The sequence below is a fragment of the Arthrobacter oryzae genome (genome assembly GCF_031454875.1).
In the GTDB taxonomy this organism is placed as follows: Bacteria; Actinomycetota; Actinomycetes; order Actinomycetales; family Micrococcaceae; genus Arthrobacter; species Arthrobacter oryzae_D.
The window spans coordinates 387,228-406,538 of the sequence record NZ_JAVDRQ010000001.1 but is presented as its reverse complement, the minus strand read 5'-3'; the positions used below and the strand labels follow the sequence as shown (position 1 = coordinate 406,538).

Here is a 19,311-nt window from a genome sequence, read left to right as displayed (position 1 = left end):
GGATAATTGGCAAATGCCGACTCCCCGGAAATTGACTCCCTACGTAGTGGCCGAGCTGCAGGCACGCGAAAGCGCAAGAAATCGCGACTACGCCGCAGCCAAGGCCCAGGCCTCCGCAGCCGCGGGGCTGGCCCTTGAAACCGGTGACCAGTCCGGCTGGTGGAACATGATCTACCTGAAAGCCGAATGCCTCCGCGACGAGGGATCGATCGCCGAGTGCCTGGAGGTGGCCAAATCCCTGGCGGAGGCTCCGCTATCCTCGGACCATCCGCTCTTGGCCGCCCGCGCATACACGCTGCTGGCGGTGGCGCAGCAGGGCCTCGGGAGGCTGCCGGACGCCGTGTCGGCGGCGGCAACTGCCGCGAACCTGGTGGCCGGCAACGCCGAGTATGTCTACCTCCACGTGGAAGCGCAACGTGCCCTCATTGCCGCCTTGGCCGAAAGCCGCCGGCTCGAGGAAGCGTGGGACCAGTGCCTCCTGCTGGAAGGCCTGCTGACGGAACTCGTTGACGAGGACACTGCCGGCAAGGCGTATTGGGTGATCGGCAACGTGGCGTTCCTCAGTGGCAGGCTTACGGATGGCGGCCGCTACCACGATATGGCGGCCGAGAGCCTCTCGCCGTCGAAGGACGTGGATCTCTGGGCCAGGTTCAACCGCGCCTCAGCGGTGATGCGCCTGGAGGCGGAGCTGACGGAGCCTGCCACCCTCCGGTGCATCGAGCGGGCCGAGCTGGCCACCGAGGTGGTGGGCGGCAGCGACCGGGACCTCCTTGAAATGTCCTTCGCCCGCGCGCACTGGCACTTCCTTACCGGCGACATGGCCAACGCAATCAGCATGCTCAGGCCACTGTGCTCCGAGTCCGGTATCCTGGCCACCCAAACCGCCGGCGAGGCCTCGTTCCTCCTCGGGAAGGCCCTTCTTGCCAACGGTGAAAACAACGAAGGGCTGCAGCGGCTGGAGGATGCGGCCGCGCTCTTTGACGATGCGGCGGCCTCGGAACGGAGCGCCCAGGTCCGCGCCTTCGCGGCAGGCGTGAGCTAATGGGCTCCGGACGCGGATTGACAGTGTATTTTTAGTCACACGGCATCATCGAAGTCCTGGAGGTGCCAGAGAGGCCAAAAGCCTCCTCTCATTTAGTCGGGGGAAGAATGTCTCAGCCGCTTGGATTGATGCAAAATCACATCGTCAGGATCGTGCTCCCCCGGGGCGAACACCTGGATGAGCAGTCAGCCCGCCTGCTGGCCGCGAAGCTTCAATTCCCGCCAGTCGGCTCGCCGGTGGCTGTGCTGATGGACCTGACAAATGTCGCGTCCGTCAGCCGGGGGGCCCGGGCCGTATTCGCCAGCCTGACCACAGTGGCGGCGTGGGCGCTGCTGGGCCAGACACCGGTGGACAGGATCCTGGCCCATTTCATTCTCGGCGGCGGCTTCAAGTCAGGGCCCGCCAGCTACTTCACGTCAGAAGCCGAGGCGGTCACCTGGTTGAAGGAACATGCCTATGTTCACTGAAGGTGATCCGCGCCTGGGCAAGCTGCTGGACGGCATAGTCCGCCTGGCCGCGGGAGAACTCCACTCCAGAATCGAAGTTTCGTCCGCGAGGGATGAACTGGATGCCGTGATCATGGGCACCAACCTCCTGGCCGAAGATCTGGAGATCATGTACCAGGAACTTGAACAGCGTGTGGAACTGCGCACCCGGCTGCTCAACGAAGCCCACCTGGAAATGCAGAAGATGGCGCTCACGGACTCGCTCACGGGCCTTTCGAACCGCGCCGCCCTGGTCAGCGCCCTCAACGAAGCACTGGCCGAGACGGAGCAGGACGGCCTGCCCCCCGCCGTCCTCCTGCTGGACCTGGACGCCTTCAAGGGCATCAACGACACTCTCGGCCACGCCGCCGGGGATCAGGTGCTGGCCGCCGTCGGCGAACGCATCAGGAGCTCAGTCCGCGACTCGGACACAGTGGCCCGCCTGGGCGGCGACGAATTTGCCGTGCTGATGCCGGCCACTACGCTGGCGCGTGCAGCGGCCGTGGGCAACCGGATCCTCTCGGCCATGGATGAGCAGGTGGAGCTCGAAAACGACGCCGTCCGCTGCGGAGCCAGCATGGGGCTGTGCATCGGCGGAGCCGGCCAAAGCGCCGAACAGCTGCTGATGGAAGCCGACGTGGCCATGTACGCGTCCAAGGCCGGCGGCCGAAACAGGCTCAAGGTCTTCGAACCGGCCATGCTGCATGCGCGCCAGCTGCGAAGCCAGCTCATTGAAGACCTGCGAACGGCAATTACCGAATCACAGCTGGTGCTTTATTACCAGCCCGTGGTGGAGCTCGCCACGGGCAGGATCGAGGGTGCTGAGGCCCTGGTCCGCTGGAAGCACCCTGCCCGCGGAATGGTGATGCCGGACGAATTCATTCCGCTCGCGGAGGACGCCGGGCTCATTTCCGAGCTCGGCGGCTGGGTGCTGCGCACCGCCGTCGGACAGCTCCGGGACTGGCGGGCCGCGGGCCGTGCCGGTGACGACTTCTCCATGCGCATCAACATCTCACCCACGGACCTTCAGCGCCTCGAGTTCATCGAGGAGGTCCGCGATGCCCTCAGCGGGGCGGAACTCAGCCCGGAGCTGCTTGTGCTTGAGCTGACGGAGGGCGCCATCGTCAGCGGCAACGAACTGGACCGGTACTCCCTGAATAGCCTGCGAAAGCTGGGTGTGGGGCTGGAAATCGACGATTTCGGCACGGGCTACTCGTCCATCAGCTACCTGCGCCGGCTGCCCGTGGACAAGGTCAAGGTGGACCGCTCCCTCCTGAAGGACCTGGGCACCGACCCGGCCCAGCCGGCCCTGATTGCCGCGATCCTCCAGCTGATCCGGGCCTGCGGCCTGGAGGCAGTCTGGGAAGGCGTGGAGACGGCGGAACAGGCGCAGCACCTGACCGGCATTGGCTGCGTCAGCGCCCAGGGGTACTACTTCGGGCGGCCGGTTCCCGCGGACGAGTTCGCCGCCGTGCTGGATGCGCAGCGGGCCTCACACCACGGCGGCTAGTCCGGCCGGTCCCCCTGGTCCCACTGGCCCCGGTCCTTCAGCACCTGCTTGAGGAGATCCGCCCGGTCGGTGACGATTCCGTCAACGCCCAGGTCCAGGAGCCGGTGCATTTCCGCGGGATCGTTGATGGTCCAGACATGGACCTGCAGTCCGTGCCGGTGGGCGCGGCGGACAAAGCCAGGAGTCACCACCCGGATTGCCCCGTAGGTGACCGGCACCTGGAGCGCGTGCACGCCCCGCAGCGCCCGCCGGAGGATGCGCACCGGAAGCACCGGCCCCAGCACGGTGAAGAGCGCGTTGGACACGATCCCGGCCGAGCCCGCCACGGGCCTGCTCAGGCGCCTGACGACGGCCCGCCGCCGGCGGTCGGAGAAGCTGGCCACCAGGACGCGGTCGTGGACGCCGTACTGCTCAATGGCCGCGGCGAGGCTGGGAACGGAGCTCCAGTCCTTGACGTCGAGGTTCAGCCGGACGCCCGGGAAGGCCGAAACGAGTTCCTCGAACAGCGGGATGGGCTCCACGCCGCCGATCCTTGCCTTGGCAACCGTCGCGGCAGGAAGGCGGGAGATGCGTCCTTCCCCGTCCGTGACGCGGTCCAGCGAGGGGTCGTGGAACACCAGCAGCACGCCGTCGGAGGTTGTGTGGACATCCGTTTCCAGGTACCGGTAGCCGAGTTCGACGGCGGCGCGGAACGCCGCCATCGAGTTTTCCAGTCCGTCCGGGGAGAATCCGCGGTGTGCCATCGCAATCTGCGCCGAGGGACTTCCGGCCGCGAAGAAGGGGTGGGACTCAGTCACGCCCGGACGCCCGCCTAGAGTGGCTTGACGCCAAGTTCGGCGAGTTTGGCCTCGAGGATCTGGGCCACGCCGTCGTCGTCGAAATGGGGTGCCTGCTGCCCTGCGGCGCGGATGGCCTCCGGGTGGCCGCTGGCCATCGCGTACCCGTCGCCGGCCCAGCGCAGCATCTCGATGTCGTTGGGCATGTCGCCGAAGGCCACCACGTCAGCAGCGTCAATCCCGAGGGTGGCGGCATACTCGGCAAGGGTCACGGCCTTGTTGATACCCGGCACGGCGAGCTCCAACATGGCCACCGTGGGTGCCGAGTGGGTGGCGGACGCGAGGTGGGCCACGGCCGGTGCCACCTCGGCCAGGAATTCGTCGGCCGTGCCTTCCCGGACAATTGCCAGGAATTTCACCACGGCATCGTCCGCCGTGAGTGTGCTGGCCAGCGGGGCCGGCGTGAACTCGGACAGCAGTTCGCTGGAGTCGTTCTCGATGAAGCCCGGTTCGAGGTGGAATCCGGTGAGGGTTTCCGCGGCGAACAGTGCGGAGGGCCGCAGCTCCTTGATGATGCGGCGCGTTTCGAAGACCGCGTCGAGCGCCAGGGGCCGGGCGGAAACCAGGCAGCCTTCTTCCAGGTCCCACACCACGGCGCCATTGGAGCAGATCACCGTTCCGGCGTGCCCCAGCTGGTCCTCCAGCGGGTGCAGCCACCGGGGCGGACGTCCGGTCACAAACACCAGTTCGACGCCGGCCGCACGGCAGGCGTGAAAGGCGCGGATGGTGCGGTCGCTGATCTTGCCGTCATGCCCGAGGATCGTTCCGTCAATGTCACTTGCTACCAGCCGCATACTGCCAGTCTACGTTGGGCCGGCAGCAGCTCCGTCCCGGGTCCAAGTCGCGGGCCCGGTAGCGCGAAGGTTGGGTGGCGGCGGGCTCAGCGCTCGAAGATGCCCGTGATAGTCCCGCGGCCCAGGACGTGCGGGGCCAGCTTCGGCTCCAGCTTGGCCGGGCTGAAACCGGCGTCCAGCCCGAGGTGCTCCACGTCCAGGGCATAGACAGTGACGACATAGCGGTGCGGCCCGTGGCCGGGCGGGGGCGCGGCGCCCAGGTAGCCGTGGAAGCCGCCGTCGTTCTTCAGCTGCAGCGCACCGGCCGGAAGCTGCCCGCCGCCCTCGGCGCCTGCTCCGGCGGGAAGGGAGGTGACGCCGGCGGGGAGGTCCAGCACGGCCCAGTGCCAGAAGCCGCCACGGCCCGGAGCATCGGGATCGAACATGGTGACCGCATAGGCCATGGTGCCGCCCGGAGCGCCGCTCCAGCTCAGTTGCGGCGACTCGTCCTTCCCGCCGGCGCGCATCTTGCCGCTGCGCTGGGCGGGCGGCAGCGTCTGGCCGTCGTGGAAGGACTCGCTGCTGACACTCAGGGATGGGGAATCGTGGGGAGACATCTGCTGCCTTTCAGTTGCTGGTGGAGTCGGCATTCCTCAGGTCGTCGTCGGCGAGCTCCGCGGCATTGCGTTCCAAGCCGTCGCGTTCCAGGCTTTCAAGCTCGAGGTGGTTGAGCTCGGCCCTGGTGGGCGGGTTGGCCCCGGGCCGGGATACCGTTACGGCCGCGGCCCAGGCGGCATGGGCCAGCAGGTCGCGGAGCGATTCGGCCGGGAATTCCCGCAGCTCCTGCCGGTTCTGTGCACCGTCCAGGCCTCTGTCCACCAGCCCGGAAATCAGCGCGGCCATAAAGGAATCCCCCGCACCGACGGTGTCCGCCACATCAACCTTGGGCGCAGGGAACTCGGCTTCACCGGCGGCAGTAATGCCCCACGGGCCGGCGGCGCCGCGGGTCACCACCACCAGGGCAGGGCCTTCGGATCCGCCCAGGGAGAGCCACCGCCGGGCCGAATCCAGGACGTCCACGCCGGGGTAGAGCCACTCGAGGTCCTCGTCGGAGGCCTTCACCACATCGGCGAGCGATACGAACTTTTCCGCCTGTCGGCGGGCATAGTCCACATCGGTGATGATGCTGGGGCGGCAGTTGGGGTCGAAGCTGATGGTGGCGGACGGGTGGGCGTGCTCGACGGCGGCAAGCACGTCCGCTGCGCCCGGCGCCAGCATGGTGGCAATGGAACCGGTGTGCACCAGGGTTGTTCCCTGCAGCATGAACGGCAGCCGATTGCTGAGTCCGGGGAGCTCCCAGGCGAGGTCGAAGGTGTAGGTGGCGGCGCCGTCGTCGTCGATTAATGCGGTGGCCACGCTGGTTGGCAGGGCATCCGGGCCCTGCGGCACCATCACCGAACTGGATTTCAGGTGGGCGGCCACGGACTCGCCGTAGGCGTCGCGCCCGAACCTGCCGATGAACTGCACCGGATGGTCCAGCCGGGCCAGCCCCACTGCCACGTTGAGCGGGCTGCCGCCCACGTGGGCCTCGATTCCCGAGGAGCGTTGGACAACGTCGACCAGACCTTCGCCAATAACTGTGAGCATGCTCATACTCTGCCAGAGAACGGGGCTCCACGCTCTCCCGTTTTGGCGTTCTCCAGCCGGACACCATCCCGCTGCAGTCGGGCCAGCTCGACCCCGGCCGCTTCGGCGTCGCCGAACCTTGCGTCCACGTGGACCACGTCCCTGCCCGCACGCTGCAGCAGGCTGGCCGCGACGCCGGCGCGGTAACCGGAGCCGCAGTGGACCCACAGTTTGCCGGCAGGCACTTCCTCCAGCCGAGCCAGGAGCTGGTGCACGGGGACGTTGACGGCCCCGGCTACGTGGGAGGCCGCGAACTCGTCCGGGCGCCTCACATCCAGCACCGTGTCGCTTTCGGCGCGGCCTGCCAGCAGGGCCTCCCAGCCCACGCGCGGGTAGGAGTCGACGGCGGCCTCCGGCGCCAGCGCCTGCGGTTCGGTTCCGACCGCAGCGTCCGGTGAATCGATGCCTATCCGGGAGAGGTCCCGGATGGCCTTTTCGACGTCGTCCCGCGAGCCCACCAGCGTGAGCTTCTCATCCCATGGCAGGACCCAGCCTAGGTAGGCGGTGAAGTTGGAGCCGCGGCCGTATTCGAAGCTGACGCTGCCTTTGAGGTGGCTGCTGGCGAAGGCCATGCGGCGGCGGAGGTCAACCACCCATTCGCCGTCGGCCAGCCGCCTGGTGAGCTCAGCGGGGTTCACGGACTCCGGGACGGCGAGGTCTGCAGGGCCGGGTCCCTTCGCGTTCCGGGCGCCCATGTGCGCGTAGTAGGACGGGTACGCGGAGAGGTTGGCGATGAGCTCCTGGACGAAGTGGTCCTCATCCGGGTCGGTCAGTGCGTGGTTGGCGCTGAGCTGCTCGCCCACCGTGGAGGAACCGGCACCGGAGGCCGGGCCTGATGAACAGAAGGAGCCGAAGCCGTGCGTGGGAAAGAGTGCGGCGTCCGCGCGGGCCTCGGCCACGAGCCGGCGCACGGAAGCGTACTGGTCATGGGTCAGGCCGACGGTGTCCGCCCCGGCCACAAGGTCCGTCCGGCCCACCGAGCCGTAGAGCAGGCTGCCGCCGGAGAAGACCGCCTGCCGTTCGCCGTCGTCCACGATGAACGACAGGTGCGTGTGGGTATGCCCCGGCGTGGCGACGGCCTTCACGATGAGGGATCCCACGCGGACGGACTGGCCGTCGGTGATGGCTTCGCGCTCGAAGTGGACCGCGTCCGCGGCGTTCACCAGGTACTTCGCACCGTGGGCTTTGGCGAGCTCCAGGCCGCCGGTGAGGTAGTCGTTGTGCAGGTGGGTTTCAGCGACGTGGGTGATGACCACCCCCGCGTCACGGGCGGCAGCTTCCACGCGGTCCGTATCCCGCTGCGGATCGATAACAAGGCCCACCGTGCCGTCGTGCACCAGGTAGCTCCGGTCCCCCAGCTGCGGGGTATCGATGACAACGACGTCCACGGCATCCTCCTCGGCGGGCACGGCAAACCCCCGGCCATACCGAAAGCATACCCCTAGGGGTATGCCGTTTCAAGGGATCTCTGGAGCGTCAGCGGCTTCCGTGCTCGTAGACGTCCGGAATTCCATCCTGGTCCGAGTCGACTTTCTCCCGCTCCTCGGCCAGGCGGTACTGGCGGTTCCTGGTCCGCAGCACCACAGTGGCCAGGATTGCTGCAAGAAGCGACGCCGCCAGGATGCCCACCTTGGCGTGGTCGTCATGCAGGCTACCGTGGCCGAAGCTGAGTTCCGCGACCAGCAGGGACACGGTGAAGCCGATTCCGGCCAGCAGCGAGACGCCAAAAACGTCGATCCATTTGAAGGACGCGTCCAGCCGCGCCCTGGTGGCCTTGGTAAGGATCCAGGTGGTGCCCATGATGCCGACCGGCTTGCCCAGGACAAGCGCCATGATGATGCCGATGGCCACGGGGTCGGCCAAGGCAGACCCCAGGCCTTCCCAGCCGCCCACGGCAACACCGGCGGAGAAGAAGGCGAAGATGGGAACGGCCACGCCGGCGGAGATGGGACGGAACCGGTGTTCGAAGATCTCCGCGAGGCCGGGGCCGGCTTCCGGACCTCCGCTGGCCTTCGAGCGGAGTACCGGCACGGCGAACCCGAGCAGCACTCCGGCCACCGTGGCATGGATGCCGGAGGCGTGCACCAGCGCCCACGTGGCAATGCCGAGCGGGAGAAGGATGGCCCAGGCAGCCATGAAGTGGGTGCCGAAAAAGCGGCGGTACTTCTGGGCCAGGAAGGCGTAGAGCGCCAGCGGGATGAGGGCGAGGAGGAGCGGAGCCGCCTGGATGTCGCTGGAGTAGAAGAACGCGATGATGCTGATGGCAATAAGATCATCCACCACTGCCAGGGTGAGCAGGAAGATGCGCAGGGCGCTGGGCAGGTGCGAGCCGATGATCGCCAGCACCGCGACGGCGAACGCGATGTCCGTTGCGGTGGGAATCGCCCACCCTCGCAGGGTTTCCGGGCTGTATATGTTCACTGCGGCATAGATCAGGGCCGGGACCAGAACGCCGCCCGCCGCGGCCGCCACGGGCACGATTGATTTGTTCAGCTGGCGGAGGTCACCCGCCACGAATTCCCGCTTGAGTTCGAGGCCCACCAGGAAGAAGAAGATGGCCAGCAGACCATCGGCGGCCCAGGCGCCCAGGCTCAGTTCGAGGTGCCAGGGCTCGTAGCCAATCCGGAAGTCCCGCAGCGCGAAGTAGCTGTCGGAGACCGGTGAGTTTGCCCAGATCAGCGCGATGACGGCCGCGGCCACCAGCAGGGCTCCGCCCACCGTTTCCTTGCGCAGGATCTCGCCGATGCGCAGCGATTCCGCGTAGCTGCCGTAGCCGAGGACGGTGCGCGGCTTGGCGCCGGGCGTGGGCAAGGGTGCTTGGCTCATAGGGAGTCCTAAAAGTTGAGTCGACAAAGTCATGCCGACCAGACTTCCCGGCGCACCTTCGTCCAGTCTAAGGGACCCGGTTCAGCACAGGAGCTCCTGGAGCAAATCCCGGCACTTCCGGTACGCAGGTGCCTTGGGGTCAATCAGCGCGAAATGGTCGCCTGGCACCTTCAGCAGCTGGACGGGTCCGCCTGCGGCCTTGGCCGCGCCGGCGTAGGACTCGGACTGGCTGGCGGGAACATCGTCGTCGTCGCTGCCGTGGACAGCATAAACGGGGACGCACAGCGGGACAGCGCTCATGGGATCGGCGAATTTGTGCCGCTTCGGGTACTTCCCCGACGATCCGCCCAGCAGGTTGCAGACGGCGCCGTTGCTGAGGTTGAGTTTTTCGGCGGCGGCCAGGTTGAGCAGCCCCGCCTGGCTGACCACGCCAGTGAGCTGCACGGCGCCGTCGTCGTCATTTTTCCGCTGCAGCTGGCGGTCCGCGTCAGGCGCACCGAGCTGCCCGAGCCTGGTCCGGCCGGCTGCCCAGACGGCGAGGTGCCCGCCCGCAGAGTGGCCCAGTGCAACCACCTTGTCGAGGCCAAGTCCGTGGATCCCGGCGACGTCCCTGAGCTTGTCGATTCCGGCCAGCACGTCCTCGAAGGTGTGCGGCCAGCCGCCGCCGTTACCGGCGCGGCGGTACTCCAGGTTCCAGGCCGGAATGCCGTGCATAGCAAGGTCCCGTGCCAGCGGCTCGCCCAGTTCGGCGCCGTACTGCGAGCGCCAGTACCCGCCGTGGATGATCACCACCACACCCCGGGTTCCGAGGCTCTCCGGCAGGAAGAGCTCACCCCATTGGCTGGGATCACCGCCGTACTGGTACTTGTGCCGCTTCATGTGCCGAGCCTACCTTGGGCGGCCGGCTGCGAGTGTCACCCCGCCTGGCTGTCGTATGCCCCCCGTAAGCTGGAAACATGGCTACCAACTGGGACCGCCTGGACGCAGGCCTGCGCGAGTCCGTGCAGGAAAACGTTGAGCTCTATGAGCGGGTCCGGCCTGCCCTGAAGCTGGTCACGCGGGAAGTCCTGCTCACGCTTCGGAGCATGCTCAAGGACACCGAGGTGACGCCGTTGTTCGTCACCGGCCGCACCAAAACAGTGGAGTCGTTCAAGGAAAAGATCTCCCGGACGGAAGAGCCGCTGGAACCGGGCGGCCCGCGGGTCCTGAAGTTCCCGGATCCGTTCCGGACCCTCAATGACATGGTGGGCGTCCGTGTCATCACCAAGCTGCCGGCGGAGAATGCGGTGGTGGCCAACCTCATCAAACGCCAGCGCCAGCTCTTCGACTGCCGGGGGGACCGCGAGAAGGACATCGGTTCCATCGAGTCCGGCACCTACGGCTACTCCAGCCGCCACCTGATCCTGCGGACCATCCAGAACGAGGCGGTCAAGGAGTACCAGCAGGTGTTCAACCCGGACCTCCAGCCCAACGGCAGCTACTTTTTCGAATGCCAGATCCGTACCGTTTTTGCCCACGCCTGGAGCGAGATCGAGCACGATATCCGCTTCAAGGCCGAGGACCCGCGCGCCTGGACGCCGCACTTTGACCGCCAGTTCACCGCCACGGCCGCGATGCTGGAAACAGTGGAGGGTGCCTTCGCGGACCTGCACGAGCGCTACGAAGAGGTTCGCGCCTACTGGGACATGGACGGAGACGGCGCCGCGCAGCTCACGCCCAACCGGATCCGCGACGTCTGGCGCACGCTCCTGCCCCACGTGGACCGTAAAGTGGATGATGACTGGGGCTGGGCAGCAGAACTCATGGCGGCCCACGGCCTCAACCAGACCGTGCAGCTTGCAGGGCTACTCAGTGCCAACCGGATCACCGAAGTCCGCAAAGCCCTGGACCACAGGTACTCCCCCGGCCCGGACCGGCTGCTGGATGACCTGCTGCTGTGGCAGTACGGCACCAAACACATTGACCTCACCGCGGAGGCGCCCGACGCCGTTCCTCACCCCCGGCGCGACAGCCTCCTGCGGCGGCTGAAGCAGATCGAGCGCTACCGCCAGACCAAATCATAGGAACAGATGAAGCCCGAACAACTCCAATCCGTCCGGGCTACGCTCCGTTCCCCGCGCCGCCTGAAGACTGAGGCCCTCGCCGGACTGGTGGTGGCGCTGGCGCTGATCCCGGAGGCCATTGCCTTCTCCGTCATCGCCGGCGTGGATCCCCGGATTGGGCTGTTCGCGTCCTTCACCATGGCCGTCACCATCTCCTTCGTGGGCGGCCGGCCCGCCATGATCTCCGCAGCCACCGGCGCGGTCGCCCTGGTGATCGCCCCGCTGATGAGGAGCCACGGCCTGGACTACCTGATCGCCGCGGTGATCCTGGCCGGGGTGTTCCAGATTCTCCTGGCACTCCTTGGTGTCACCCGGCTGATGCGCTTCATACCCCGCTCCGTGATGGTGGGGTTCGTGAACGCGCTGGCCATCCTGGTGTTCATGGCGCAGTTGCCGGAGCTGATCAACGTTCCGTGGCTGGTGTATCCGCTCGTGGCCGTTGGCCTGGTGATCGTCGTGGGGCTCCCGCGGCTGACCTCCGCCGTGCCGTCCCCGCTCGTGGCGATCGTCGCCCTCACCCTGTTCGCGGTGCTGGCCAACGTTGATGTTCCCGCCGTGCAGGACAAGGGTCAACTTCCCGAGAGCCTCCCTACACTCTTCATTCCCAATGTGCCCCTGACGTTGGAAACACTGCAGATCATCGCCCCGTTCGCGCTGTCCATGGCGCTGGTGGGACTGCTGGAATCGCTACTGACTGCCAAGCTGGTGGACGACATCACGGACACGCGCTCCAACAAGACCCGCGAATCCTGGGGCCAGGGGGTGGCCAACATCGTCACGGGATTCCTGGGCGGGATGGGCGGCTGCGCAGTGATAGGCCAGACCATGATCAACGTCAAGGGATCCGGCGCCCGCAGCCGGGTCTCAACCTTCCTCGCCGGGGTCTTCCTGCTGGTCCTGGTGGTGACGTTGGGCGACGTGGTGGGCCTGATCCCCATGGCCGCGCTCGTGGCGGTGATGATTTTCGTCTCCGCCATTACCTTCGACTGGCACTCGATCGCCCCGAAGACGCTCAAGCGGATGCCCAAGTCCGAGACCGCTGTCATGCTCATAACCGTCGGCACGGTGGTGGCCACGCACAACCTGGCGATCGGCGTGGGAGTCGGCGTGCTGGCAGCCATGGCCATGTTCGCCCGGCGGGTTGCCCACTTCGCCACCGTTGAACGTACGGAAATCGAGCTCAACGGGGAGACCGTCGCGACCTACACGGTGGACGGTGAGCTGTTCTTCGCCTCCTCCAACGACCTCTACACCCAGTTCGAATACGCCCGCGATTCCGCGCCGACCGTTGATCGCGTCATCATTGATCTCCACGCCTCGCACCTGTGGGACGCCTCCACCATCGCTGTCCTGGACGCTGTCACCGAGAAGTACCGCCGGCACGGCAGGGAGGTCGAGCTAATCGGGCTGAACTCGGCCAGCGTCCAAATGCGGGAAAAACTGGCCGGAAAGCTCAACGCCGGGCACTGACGCTCGCCGTGTTTCCCCCGACACATAGCGTTGTGTAGTTCATGTGACAAGAATTGTCATCTATGGTTGGAGAAGATAGCAGCGTGCGGCCAGACCGCAGGCGCACAACCTTGGGGGAGGTCCAGCATGGCAGGCAAGTTCGAACTGATCGCAGCGGAGCACGGCGGCGTCCGCATCCGGCTCGTCAACGGCGCCGGCAACGTCCTGGCTGTTTCGGGAATCTACCGGGACAGCGCCGCAGCGGCGTCCGGCGTCACCGAAATCCGCGAGCACGCGGCCACGGCGCACATTGCCGATTACAGCACGCCGCCATCTCAATAGGCCCTAAAGCAGCCCTGCCCGGCCGCAAGGCAGGCAATCCGGGCACCAGCACCTGACACAAATGTCAGACGTCTGTTCACGAACTGGCCCGACCAAGTGCCAGAGTGTGAGCATTATTGGATGCTCGAGGCAACAAAAACCAACGAAAAAACAGCTGCCGGCGCCGAAGCTGACGCCGGCCCGCTCAATCCGGCTTTGGCCGCAGAGGCAAAAATCGCACGGATTGCGGTGACTGTCTTCCCCATTTTGGTAGTAATCGCGGGCATTGCAGGCTTCCTGCTGCCCGGTGCCTTCCAGCCCATGGGCCCCAGCGTCCCTTACCTGCTGGGGATCATCATGTTCTGCATGGGCCTGACGCTCACCCCTCCGGACTTTGCATCCGTGGTCAAGCGGCCCTGGGCCGTGGTGCTGGGCATTGTGGCCCACTATGTGATCATGCCCGGCGCCGGCTGGCTGATCGCCGTGGCGCTCAACCTCCCGCCCGAACTTGCCGTGGGACTCATCCTCGTGGGCTGCGCACCGTCCGGAACCGCCTCCAACGTCATGGCTTTCCTGGCGAAGGGCGACGTAGCGCTCTCTGTGGCCGTGGCGTCAGTCTCCACACTGATCGCCCCCATCGTCACGCCCCTGTTGATCCTGTTCCTGGCCGGGTCCTTCCTCCACATCGATGCCGGTGCCATGGTCCTGGATATCGTGAAGACCGTTCTCGTGCCTGTGGTTGCGGGCCTTCTTGCCCGTCTTTTCCTCAAGAAGCTCGTCGCGAAGGTGCTGCCGGCCCTTCCTTGGGCGTCCGCCGTCGTCATTTCCCTGATTGTTGCGATCGTGGTGGCCGGCAGCGCCAGCAAGATTGTGGCCGCCGGCGGCATTGTTTTCCTCGCCGTGGTGCTGCATAACGGCTTCGGCCTTGGCCTCGGCTACCTGGCCGGGAAGCTGGGCCGCCTGGACGACAAAGCCCGCCGGGCGCTGGCCTTTGAAGTCGGCATGCAAAACTCCGGACTGGCCGCCACCCTGGCAACCGCACACTTCAGCCCGTTGGCTGCTTTGCCCTCGGCGGTGTTCTCGCTGTGGCACAACATCTCAGGCGCGATCGTTGCCGCGTGGCTGGCCCGGCGCCCGCTGCGCGAAAGCCCTGTGCCCAGCGCAGCAACACAGGACTCCTGAGCGTTCACACCAAAAGCAACGCTGACGGGCTCCGGGACCTCCCTGCGCCCGTCAGCTTTTTTGTGCCCGTCGGTTGCGGTGTTTGTCAGTTGCGGTGGTGCTCGATGAGCCAACCGGCCATCTGCTGCGCCCGCTTCGAAGCGAGGAAGTCCCCCTCGGTTGCCGAGATGATGGAACCTTTCATCAGGATGTGCCAGGAGCGCGCGAATTCCTCGGTGCGACGCAGCCCGGCCTCCTCCGCCAGCGCCTCGATGTGGCCGCGGATCCTGCTGAGGTAGCCGATGCTCGCCTTACCCAGCGGATGCTCCGGGCCCATCTCAAGCAGGACGTTGATGAACGTGCAGGCCTCGAAGTCATCGCGGTGGAACCAGTCGCCAAACACATCGAAAACGGCCAGGAGCCGCTCTTCGGGGGTGTTTCCGCGCCTTCGGGCTTCAGAGACGATGAGGTCCACGGTCCATACCTGGTCCCGGAGGGCCAGGAAGGCCAGGACAAGGGCATCCTTCGACGGGAAATGCCGGTAAAACGTTGCCTTGGCCACGCCGGAACGGCTAATGAGTTCGTTGGTCCCCACATCGCGGATCCCGCGACGGGAGAACAGCTCATAAGCGGTGGAAAGAATGCGGTCCACTGGGTCGTCTCGGCCCGCCATTGCCGCGGCGGGCAACAGGGTGGAACGGTTGGCATCTTCGGCAGTCATTGTAGAAGGAATTTTACATGCGGCCGGAGAGGCGCATGATGTTGCTGCGGCCCCAACGAGTCCGTTGTGCGCTGTGGTATCTGTTCGCGGTCTACCTAAACGCTACATGGAACGCTGCGAGCGCTTCACATGGTGCCGGTTCGTGCCGATAATCCTGGACCGGTGCCGCACAGGGCCGCGGTGGAGCGCCTGGATAAAGCAGTCCAGCAGGGCAGGATCCTTGGCGCTGTTGGCAAGGTCCACAAGCTCAGCGGCCGTCCTGGCCAGCTTGGTATTGCTGTGCTGGCTGTGGCTGACGAGCAGCTTGAATGCCTCCTCCAAACCGATATGCAGGGCGCCCATCAGGATGCCTTTGGCCTGTTCTATGGTGCTGCGGCTCGCGTTGGCCGCGGCGACAGCCGCCCTGGCGAATGCTTCGGTCTCCTTCTGCAGCGTCCTGGTGAGGTCAATGACAAATGCGTCGATGTGGCTTAATCTGCCCAACTCGTCGAGCACGGCTTCACCTGTGGTCAGGATCCTGTGCTCGCGGAGGCGCGCGTCGATGAGCCGGTCGTAACTGTAGAAAGTGCCACCGGTCTTTCGTGCCCGGGCGAAGATCTCACGGCTGCGCGTCCGGTCGTCCGGGTGCTTGTGGGAGAGGAAAAGATCGAGGGTGGGCACAATTTCGCCGCGGCAATAGCCGTGGATGAGGTAAACCTCCTCGGACCAGTCCACCTTGCCGCTGGCCGCGTCGAAGCGGAACGTTCCGACGATGCAATCCGCGCCCGCAAGGGCCGTGGGATACGCCTCCGGGGTGTCCCGCGCGGCCATGGATCTCAACACGTACGGAACTCGGCTACGCCGCCTCCCGATCCCAGGGATTGCCCCCATCGGACCAGGATCTGCTGTTTCCGGCTCGCCGCCCGCCCGCCGAGGGCGCGCGCTGCGGAGGAAACCCGTGCCCGCGGAAGCCTGGCCGGGTTAAACGACCCCGCGGGAATGGCTTTCCGCCTGTCCGCAGCTTCGCCTCCCGGCGCCGTCGTGTTTTCGGAAATGATTTCCGTGGCCGGAGCCGGAATTTCGGTGACGAAGCCCATCCCGGCGTACTCCCGCACCTCGGCAATGCCAGCCACCGCTGCCCGCTTGTCCGGGAAGGGCTTGGAGAGCGCCATGACTGTTCCGTCCGGAGCTGTCAGTTGAAACCTGAAGGAAGAATCTGAGTCGGCGAATATTTCGAACATGCCTGCCATTGAGCCCTCCTGAGCTTGGGATCATGCCGACTTCCGTGACCTCGTTGTCAGCGGAAGCAGCCTGAATCCATCCATGGGTTGCCGGCGAACTGTGATCTGCCGGAGCGAATTGATGAATTCATGAAAGTCTGAACTACTCCACCCGTGCGCGCAAGGGGTGGCCACTAACCGAAAGCCCGCCGCGCGGAGGATCTCCGAGGGCTACGATGTACATGGGAAATCGAGTTAGTAGGGCCGGTTGCAAGACAGACTTTTCTGTCTGTCCTAGTCTTTTAACCGTTGGACCACGGCTTATGCCGCACATTGGATGTAAGGAGGGAGGCCCGATGAAGGACGATCTGCCCGTAGCTCTGGTCCCGAGTGACGTTAAGGCCGAACTTTTTAAATCCATGGGGCACCCTGCCCGGGTGCAGGTCCTGGAAATGCTTGTCGACGGCCCGGTGGCCGTGAGCCGGCTCCGCGACGACACCGGCCTCGAGGCCTCGAATCTGTCCCAGCACCTCGGCGTGCTCCGCCGCCAGCGGCTGATCACCGCTTCACGCCAGGAAGGCAGGCTGTTCTACGAACTGTCCTGCCCCGAAGTAAGCATGCTGCTCCTGGCGGCCCGCTCGCTGCTGGGAACGGTGCTGCAATCGACGCGCCTGACCCTGATGGCGCTGGACGAACCCGCCAGGGAAGCGGCCGTCCGCTAAGACTGCATTGAAGGGCGAAGGGTGGGCCGCGGCCCACCCTTCGTCCTTTTGTTTTGCCCCGTTCTGCCTCCGGCCAGCCTTGGGGGGCTTTTTCGCCTCCCCGCCTAGCGGCTCTGTTCGCGGGTGATCCCGAATGGCACCTTGTCGCTGAGCGACACCGTGTAGTGGCCCGGGTTGAGCCGGGTAACCAGGATTCCATGTTTACGGGTACGGACGGCCACGTCCTGCAGGTTCCGGACGGCGTCATTGAGCCGTTCCTCGAGGTGCCGGGCCGTGTCCACTTTCACTTCGAGTACTTCAGTGGTGGTGTTCATGAGGTGTGCCTTCCTTCCTGCGAGTGGATGACGCGCACGGTGCCGCCGGGGATGACGGCCACGGGGGCGGACGGTTCTCCGGTGAGCAGGTCGCGTCCCCTGGCCGGGTATTCGACCTCCGCGTCGGAGTGGTTGATGAGGAAAGTGAAGCTGTCCGTCGAGTTGCTGCGGGTGATCACTTCCAGGCCTGCGGGCAGCTTGGGGGCAGCTTCCAGTCCGGCGGCCCGGACAGCGTCCAGTACGACGGCGGTGAGGTCGCCGCCGTCGAGCTTGGTGGAGACGTACCAGGCGGTACCGGCGCCGAAGGCGTTGCGCGTGATGGCCGGACCTGAGGCGGCCGGGCCGTCCAGATAGCTGGCCACCACGGTTGCCGTGGCGGGATGGATGTCTTCCGCCCACACGACGCCGGCACTCCCGTTGCTGAGGTTGGCCGTCTCTCCGGCGCGGAGAGGCAGGAACTCGTGGATTTCCAGTCCCAGGACGTCGCGGAGCCCGCCGGGTGACGCGCCGTCTGGAACGGTGTCGTTGAAGTCGACGATGCCGGAGAAGTAGGAGACCAGCAGGTGCCCGCCGCCGTCGACATAGTCCCGCAGGTTCGCCGCCGCTGTGTCTCCGACCAGGTACAGGGCGGGGGCGAGGACCAGGTCGTAGCCGGAGAGGTCGGCTTCGGGGTGGGCAAAGTCGGCGGTGATCCCGTGTTCCCACAGCACCGAGTAATAGGCCTCGATGCGTTCGCGGTGGTTCAGGTCGCTGCTGGGGCGCCATTCCAGGTCCTGGGCCCAGAACGATTCCACGTCCCAGAGGATCGCCACCCGGGCCTGGACGGTGGAGCCTTTCACGGCCGACAGCTTCTTCAGGTCATCGCCGAGTTCCAGGACTTCGCGCCAGATCCGGGTACCGGTTCCTGCGTGCGGAAGCATCGCGGAGTGGAACTTCTCGGCCCCGAACCGGGAAGCCCGGAACTGGAAGAACATCACGGCATCAGCACCGCGGGCCAGGTGGGAGATGCTGTTGCGGGCCAGTTCGCCGGGGCGCTTGGCGATGTTGCGTCCCTGCCAGTTCACGGCCCCGGTGGAGTGCTCCATGAGCATCCAGGGCCGGTTGCCGGCCAGCGATCGGGTGAGGTCGGCGTCCATGGAGAGCAGGATGTGGTTGTCCGTGCGTTCGGCCGCCAGGTAGTGGTCGTTGGAGACGATGTCCACCTCGCGGCTCCACTTCCAGTAGTCCGCGGCGAGGCAGTTGGTGGCCATGAAGTTGGTGGTGACCGGCAGCTCCGGCGTGTATTGGCGGATCACGTCCCGTTCGGCGATGAAGCATTTGAGCAGCGCGTCCGAGGTGAACCGGCGGAAGTCCAGGCGCTGGGCCTGGTTGCTGACACTGGCGGCGATCCGGGGAGCGTCGATTTCGTCCCATTCGCCGTATTTCTGGCCCCAGAACAGGGTTCCCCAGGCCTGGTTGAGGGCATCAAGGCTGCCGTATCGTTCCTGCAACCACTCACGGAAGGCCGCCACGGAGTACTCGTCGTAGGAGTCGCTGACCGGGGCGCCATACTCGTTGTGCACGTGCCACAGCACCAGCGCGGGATGGGATCCGTAGCGCCGGGCGAGCTGTTCGGTGATGTTGGTGGCCGCGCGCAGGTATTCAGGCGAACTGGGGCTGGCCATGCCGCGGGATCCGCTGCCCAGCGGTACACCCTCGCGGGTGACGGGCCGTCCCTGCGGATATTTTTTCCAGAACCAGGCGGGCGGCGCTGCCGTGGGCGTGCCCAGGTCCACGCTGATTCCGGCGCCGGCGAGCAGGTCCATCAGGTGATCAAGCCATTCGAAGTCATATTCGCCCTCGCGGGGCTCCAGCAGGACCCACGAGAAGATGCCGACGCTGACCAGGTTGATCCCGGCCTCCTTCATCAGCGCGATGTCTTCGACCCAGACCTCCCGCGGCCACTGTTCGGGGTTGTAGTCCCCGCCATAGCAGAGCCCGGCCGGACGCTGCAGCCACGGGGCCGGCGCGCTCCGGGGAGCGGTGCGCTGAAGGACGTCTGTCATTTCCTGGTCTCCTTAGAACTGTGTGCGGTCCCAGTTCTATCACAGTGGAAAGTTTGGAAGCTAGGGGGGATTCACCATTGACACACATCACAGTTGTGTGGATAACTGGAACCGCTCAC

At 66.0% G+C, this 19,311-nt stretch carries 20 protein-coding genes; 8 read left to right on the top strand and 12 right to left on the bottom strand.

Features of this window, described 5'->3' with window-relative positions:
• Positions 1-13 precede the first annotated feature (13 nt).
• The 3 genes from J2805_RS01895 (at position 14) to J2805_RS01885 (ending at position 3,037) form a co-directional block, all read left to right on the top strand.
• Entirely contained in the window at positions 14-1,042 is a 1,029-nt protein-coding gene (locus tag J2805_RS01895; protein WP_309968276.1) for a hypothetical protein, read from the top strand.
• A 128-nt stretch (positions 1,043-1,170) separates the two neighbouring features.
• Positions 1,171-1,509 (top strand): DUF7793 family protein, encoded by a 339-nt coding sequence (locus J2805_RS01890; protein WP_309968273.1) that lies wholly within the window; start codon positions 1,171-1,173, stop codon positions 1,507-1,509.
• Positions 1,499-3,037, top strand: coding sequence for a putative bifunctional diguanylate cyclase/phosphodiesterase (locus tag J2805_RS01885; protein ID WP_309968270.1), 1,539 nt, complete (start codon positions 1,499-1,501; stop codon positions 3,035-3,037). Before J2805_RS01890 ends, J2805_RS01885 begins: the two co-directional genes overlap by 11 nt.
• On the opposite strand, the gene J2805_RS01880 is transcribed toward J2805_RS01885, so the two are convergent.
• The 7 genes from J2805_RS01880 to J2805_RS01850 all read right to left on the bottom strand — a co-directional run bounded on the left by J2805_RS01880 (position 3,034) and on the right by J2805_RS01850 (position 10,037).
• Positions 3,034-3,834, bottom strand: coding sequence for a glycerophosphodiester phosphodiesterase (locus tag J2805_RS01880; protein WP_396134178.1), 801 nt, complete (start codon positions 3,832-3,834; stop codon positions 3,034-3,036). The genes J2805_RS01885 and J2805_RS01880 overlap by 4 nt on opposite strands.
• Positions 3,835-3,848: 14 nt before the next feature.
• Positions 3,849-4,667: an HAD family hydrolase gene (locus tag J2805_RS01875; protein WP_309968267.1), complete on the bottom strand. Its 819-nt coding sequence runs from the start codon at positions 4,665-4,667 to the stop codon at positions 3,849-3,851.
• A gap of 86 nt (positions 4,668-4,753) precedes the next feature.
• Positions 4,754-5,263: a YbhB/YbcL family Raf kinase inhibitor-like protein gene (locus J2805_RS01870; protein WP_309968265.1), complete on the bottom strand. Its 510-nt coding sequence runs from the start codon at positions 5,261-5,263 to the stop codon at positions 4,754-4,756.
• Positions 5,264-5,273: 10 nt separating this feature from the next.
• Complete coding sequence (locus tag J2805_RS01865) at positions 5,274-6,293, bottom strand: carbohydrate kinase family protein (RefSeq protein ID WP_309968262.1); 1,020 nt, start codon at positions 6,291-6,293, stop codon at positions 5,274-5,276.
• A 2-nt stretch (positions 6,294-6,295) separates the two neighbouring features.
• Positions 6,296-7,720: an MBL fold metallo-hydrolase gene (locus J2805_RS01860; protein WP_309968259.1), complete on the bottom strand. Its 1,425-nt coding sequence runs from the start codon at positions 7,718-7,720 to the stop codon at positions 6,296-6,298.
• An 88-nt stretch (positions 7,721-7,808) separates the two neighbouring features.
• Positions 7,809-9,158, bottom strand: a complete 1,350-nt coding sequence (gene nhaA / locus J2805_RS01855; RefSeq protein ID WP_309968255.1) for a Na+/H+ antiporter NhaA — start codon at positions 9,156-9,158, stop codon at positions 7,809-7,811.
• A gap of 81 nt (positions 9,159-9,239) precedes the next feature.
• Positions 9,240-10,037 carry an alpha/beta hydrolase gene (locus J2805_RS01850; RefSeq protein WP_309968252.1) on the bottom strand — a complete coding sequence of 266 codons (798 nt, stop codon included), beginning with the start codon at positions 10,035-10,037 and terminating at the stop codon, positions 9,240-9,242.
• Between the two features lie 77 nt (positions 10,038-10,114).
• On the opposite strand from J2805_RS01850, the gene J2805_RS01845 reads away from it, so the two are divergent.
• From J2805_RS01845 to J2805_RS01830, 4 genes are all read left to right on the top strand, one after another.
• Positions 10,115-11,221 (top strand): GTP pyrophosphokinase, encoded by a 1,107-nt coding sequence (locus J2805_RS01845; RefSeq protein WP_309968249.1) that lies wholly within the window; start codon positions 10,115-10,117, stop codon positions 11,219-11,221.
• Between the two features lie 6 nt (positions 11,222-11,227).
• A complete protein-coding gene (locus tag J2805_RS01840; RefSeq protein ID WP_309968247.1) occupies positions 11,228-12,730 on the top strand; it encodes a SulP family inorganic anion transporter in 1,503 nt (500 codons plus the stop codon).
• Between the two features lie 126 nt (positions 12,731-12,856).
• Positions 12,857-13,051, top strand: coding sequence for a YegP family protein (locus tag J2805_RS01835; RefSeq protein ID WP_309968244.1), 195 nt, complete (start codon positions 12,857-12,859; stop codon positions 13,049-13,051).
• A 120-nt stretch (positions 13,052-13,171) separates the two neighbouring features.
• Positions 13,172-14,212: a bile acid:sodium symporter family protein gene (locus tag J2805_RS01830; protein WP_309968240.1), complete on the top strand. Its 1,041-nt coding sequence runs from the start codon at positions 13,172-13,174 to the stop codon at positions 14,210-14,212.
• A gap of 85 nt (positions 14,213-14,297) precedes the next feature.
• Here J2805_RS01830 and J2805_RS01825 read toward each other — a convergent pair whose 3' ends face one another.
• The 3 genes from J2805_RS01825 to J2805_RS01815 form a co-directional block, all read right to left on the bottom strand.
• The gene (locus J2805_RS01825) at positions 14,298-14,912 is read right to left on the bottom strand and encodes a TetR/AcrR family transcriptional regulator (protein WP_396134176.1); all 615 of its coding nucleotides are present in this window, start codon (positions 14,910-14,912) and stop codon (positions 14,298-14,300) included.
• 102 nt (positions 14,913-15,014) lie between these two features.
• The gene (locus tag J2805_RS01820) at positions 15,015-15,734 is read right to left on the bottom strand and encodes a PAS and ANTAR domain-containing protein (protein ID WP_309968237.1); all 720 of its coding nucleotides are present in this window, start codon (positions 15,732-15,734) and stop codon (positions 15,015-15,017) included.
• Positions 15,728-16,141 carry a YegP family protein gene (locus J2805_RS01815; protein WP_309968234.1) on the bottom strand — a complete coding sequence of 138 codons (414 nt, stop codon included), beginning with the start codon at positions 16,139-16,141 and terminating at the stop codon, positions 15,728-15,730. Before J2805_RS01815 ends, J2805_RS01820 begins: the two co-directional genes overlap by 7 nt.
• 326 nt (positions 16,142-16,467) lie before the next feature.
• Between J2805_RS01815 and J2805_RS01810 the strand changes: the two genes are divergently transcribed.
• A complete protein-coding gene (locus J2805_RS01810) occupies positions 16,468-16,833 on the top strand; it encodes an ArsR/SmtB family transcription factor (RefSeq protein ID WP_309968231.1) in 366 nt (121 codons plus the stop codon).
• Between the two features lie 104 nt (positions 16,834-16,937).
• Here the strand turns inward: J2805_RS01810 and J2805_RS01805 are convergent, their stop codons facing one another.
• Positions 16,938-17,147 carry a hypothetical protein gene (locus J2805_RS01805; protein WP_309968228.1) on the bottom strand — a complete coding sequence of 70 codons (210 nt, stop codon included), beginning with the start codon at positions 17,145-17,147 and terminating at the stop codon, positions 16,938-16,940.
• On the bottom strand, positions 17,144-19,192 hold the full coding sequence (locus J2805_RS01800) for a beta-galactosidase (protein ID WP_309968225.1): 2,049 nt from the start codon (positions 19,190-19,192) through the stop codon (positions 17,144-17,146). Before J2805_RS01800 ends, J2805_RS01805 begins: the two co-directional genes overlap by 4 nt.
• Between the last annotated feature and the right edge of the window lie 119 nt (positions 19,193-19,311).

Coding starts and splice junctions, on each gene's coding strand:
- J2805_RS01895 (WP_309968276.1), top strand. CDS start 14: ATGCCGACTCCCCGGAAATTGACTCCCTACGTAGTGGCCGAGCTGCAG.
- J2805_RS01890 (WP_309968273.1), top strand. CDS start 1,171: ATGCAAAATCACATCGTCAGGATCGTGCTCCCCCGGGGCGAACACCTG.
- J2805_RS01885 (WP_309968270.1), top strand. CDS start 1,499: ATGTTCACTGAAGGTGATCCGCGCCTGGGCAAGCTGCTGGACGGCATA.
- J2805_RS01875 (WP_309968267.1), bottom strand. CDS start 4,667: ATGCGGCTGGTAGCAAGTGACATTGACGGAACGATCCTCGGGCATGAC.
- J2805_RS01870 (WP_309968265.1), bottom strand. CDS start 5,263: ATGTCTCCCCACGATTCCCCATCCCTGAGTGTCAGCAGCGAGTCCTTC.
- J2805_RS01865 (WP_309968262.1), bottom strand. CDS start 6,293: ATGCTCACAGTTATTGGCGAAGGTCTGGTCGACGTTGTCCAACGCTCC.
- nhaA (WP_309968255.1), bottom strand. CDS start 9,158: ATGAGCCAAGCACCCTTGCCCACGCCCGGCGCCAAGCCGCGCACCGTC.
- J2805_RS01850 (WP_309968252.1), bottom strand. CDS start 10,037: ATGAAGCGGCACAAGTACCAGTACGGCGGTGATCCCAGCCAATGGGGT.
- J2805_RS01845 (WP_309968249.1), top strand. CDS start 10,115: ATGGCTACCAACTGGGACCGCCTGGACGCAGGCCTGCGCGAGTCCGTG.
- J2805_RS01840 (WP_309968247.1), top strand. CDS start 11,228: ATGAAGCCCGAACAACTCCAATCCGTCCGGGCTACGCTCCGTTCCCCG.
- J2805_RS01835 (WP_309968244.1), top strand. CDS start 12,857: ATGGCAGGCAAGTTCGAACTGATCGCAGCGGAGCACGGCGGCGTCCGC.
- J2805_RS01830 (WP_309968240.1), top strand. CDS start 13,172: ATGCTCGAGGCAACAAAAACCAACGAAAAAACAGCTGCCGGCGCCGAA.
- J2805_RS01825 (WP_396134176.1), bottom strand. CDS start 14,912: ATGACTGCCGAAGATGCCAACCGTTCCACCCTGTTGCCCGCCGCGGCA.
- J2805_RS01815 (WP_309968234.1), bottom strand. CDS start 16,141: ATGGCAGGCATGTTCGAAATATTCGCCGACTCAGATTCTTCCTTCAGG.
- J2805_RS01810 (WP_309968231.1), top strand. CDS start 16,468: ATGAAGGACGATCTGCCCGTAGCTCTGGTCCCGAGTGACGTTAAGGCC.
- J2805_RS01805 (WP_309968228.1), bottom strand. CDS start 17,147: ATGAACACCACCACTGAAGTACTCGAAGTGAAAGTGGACACGGCCCGG.
- J2805_RS01800 (WP_309968225.1), bottom strand. CDS start 19,192: ATGACAGACGTCCTTCAGCGCACCGCTCCCCGGAGCGCGCCGGCCCCG.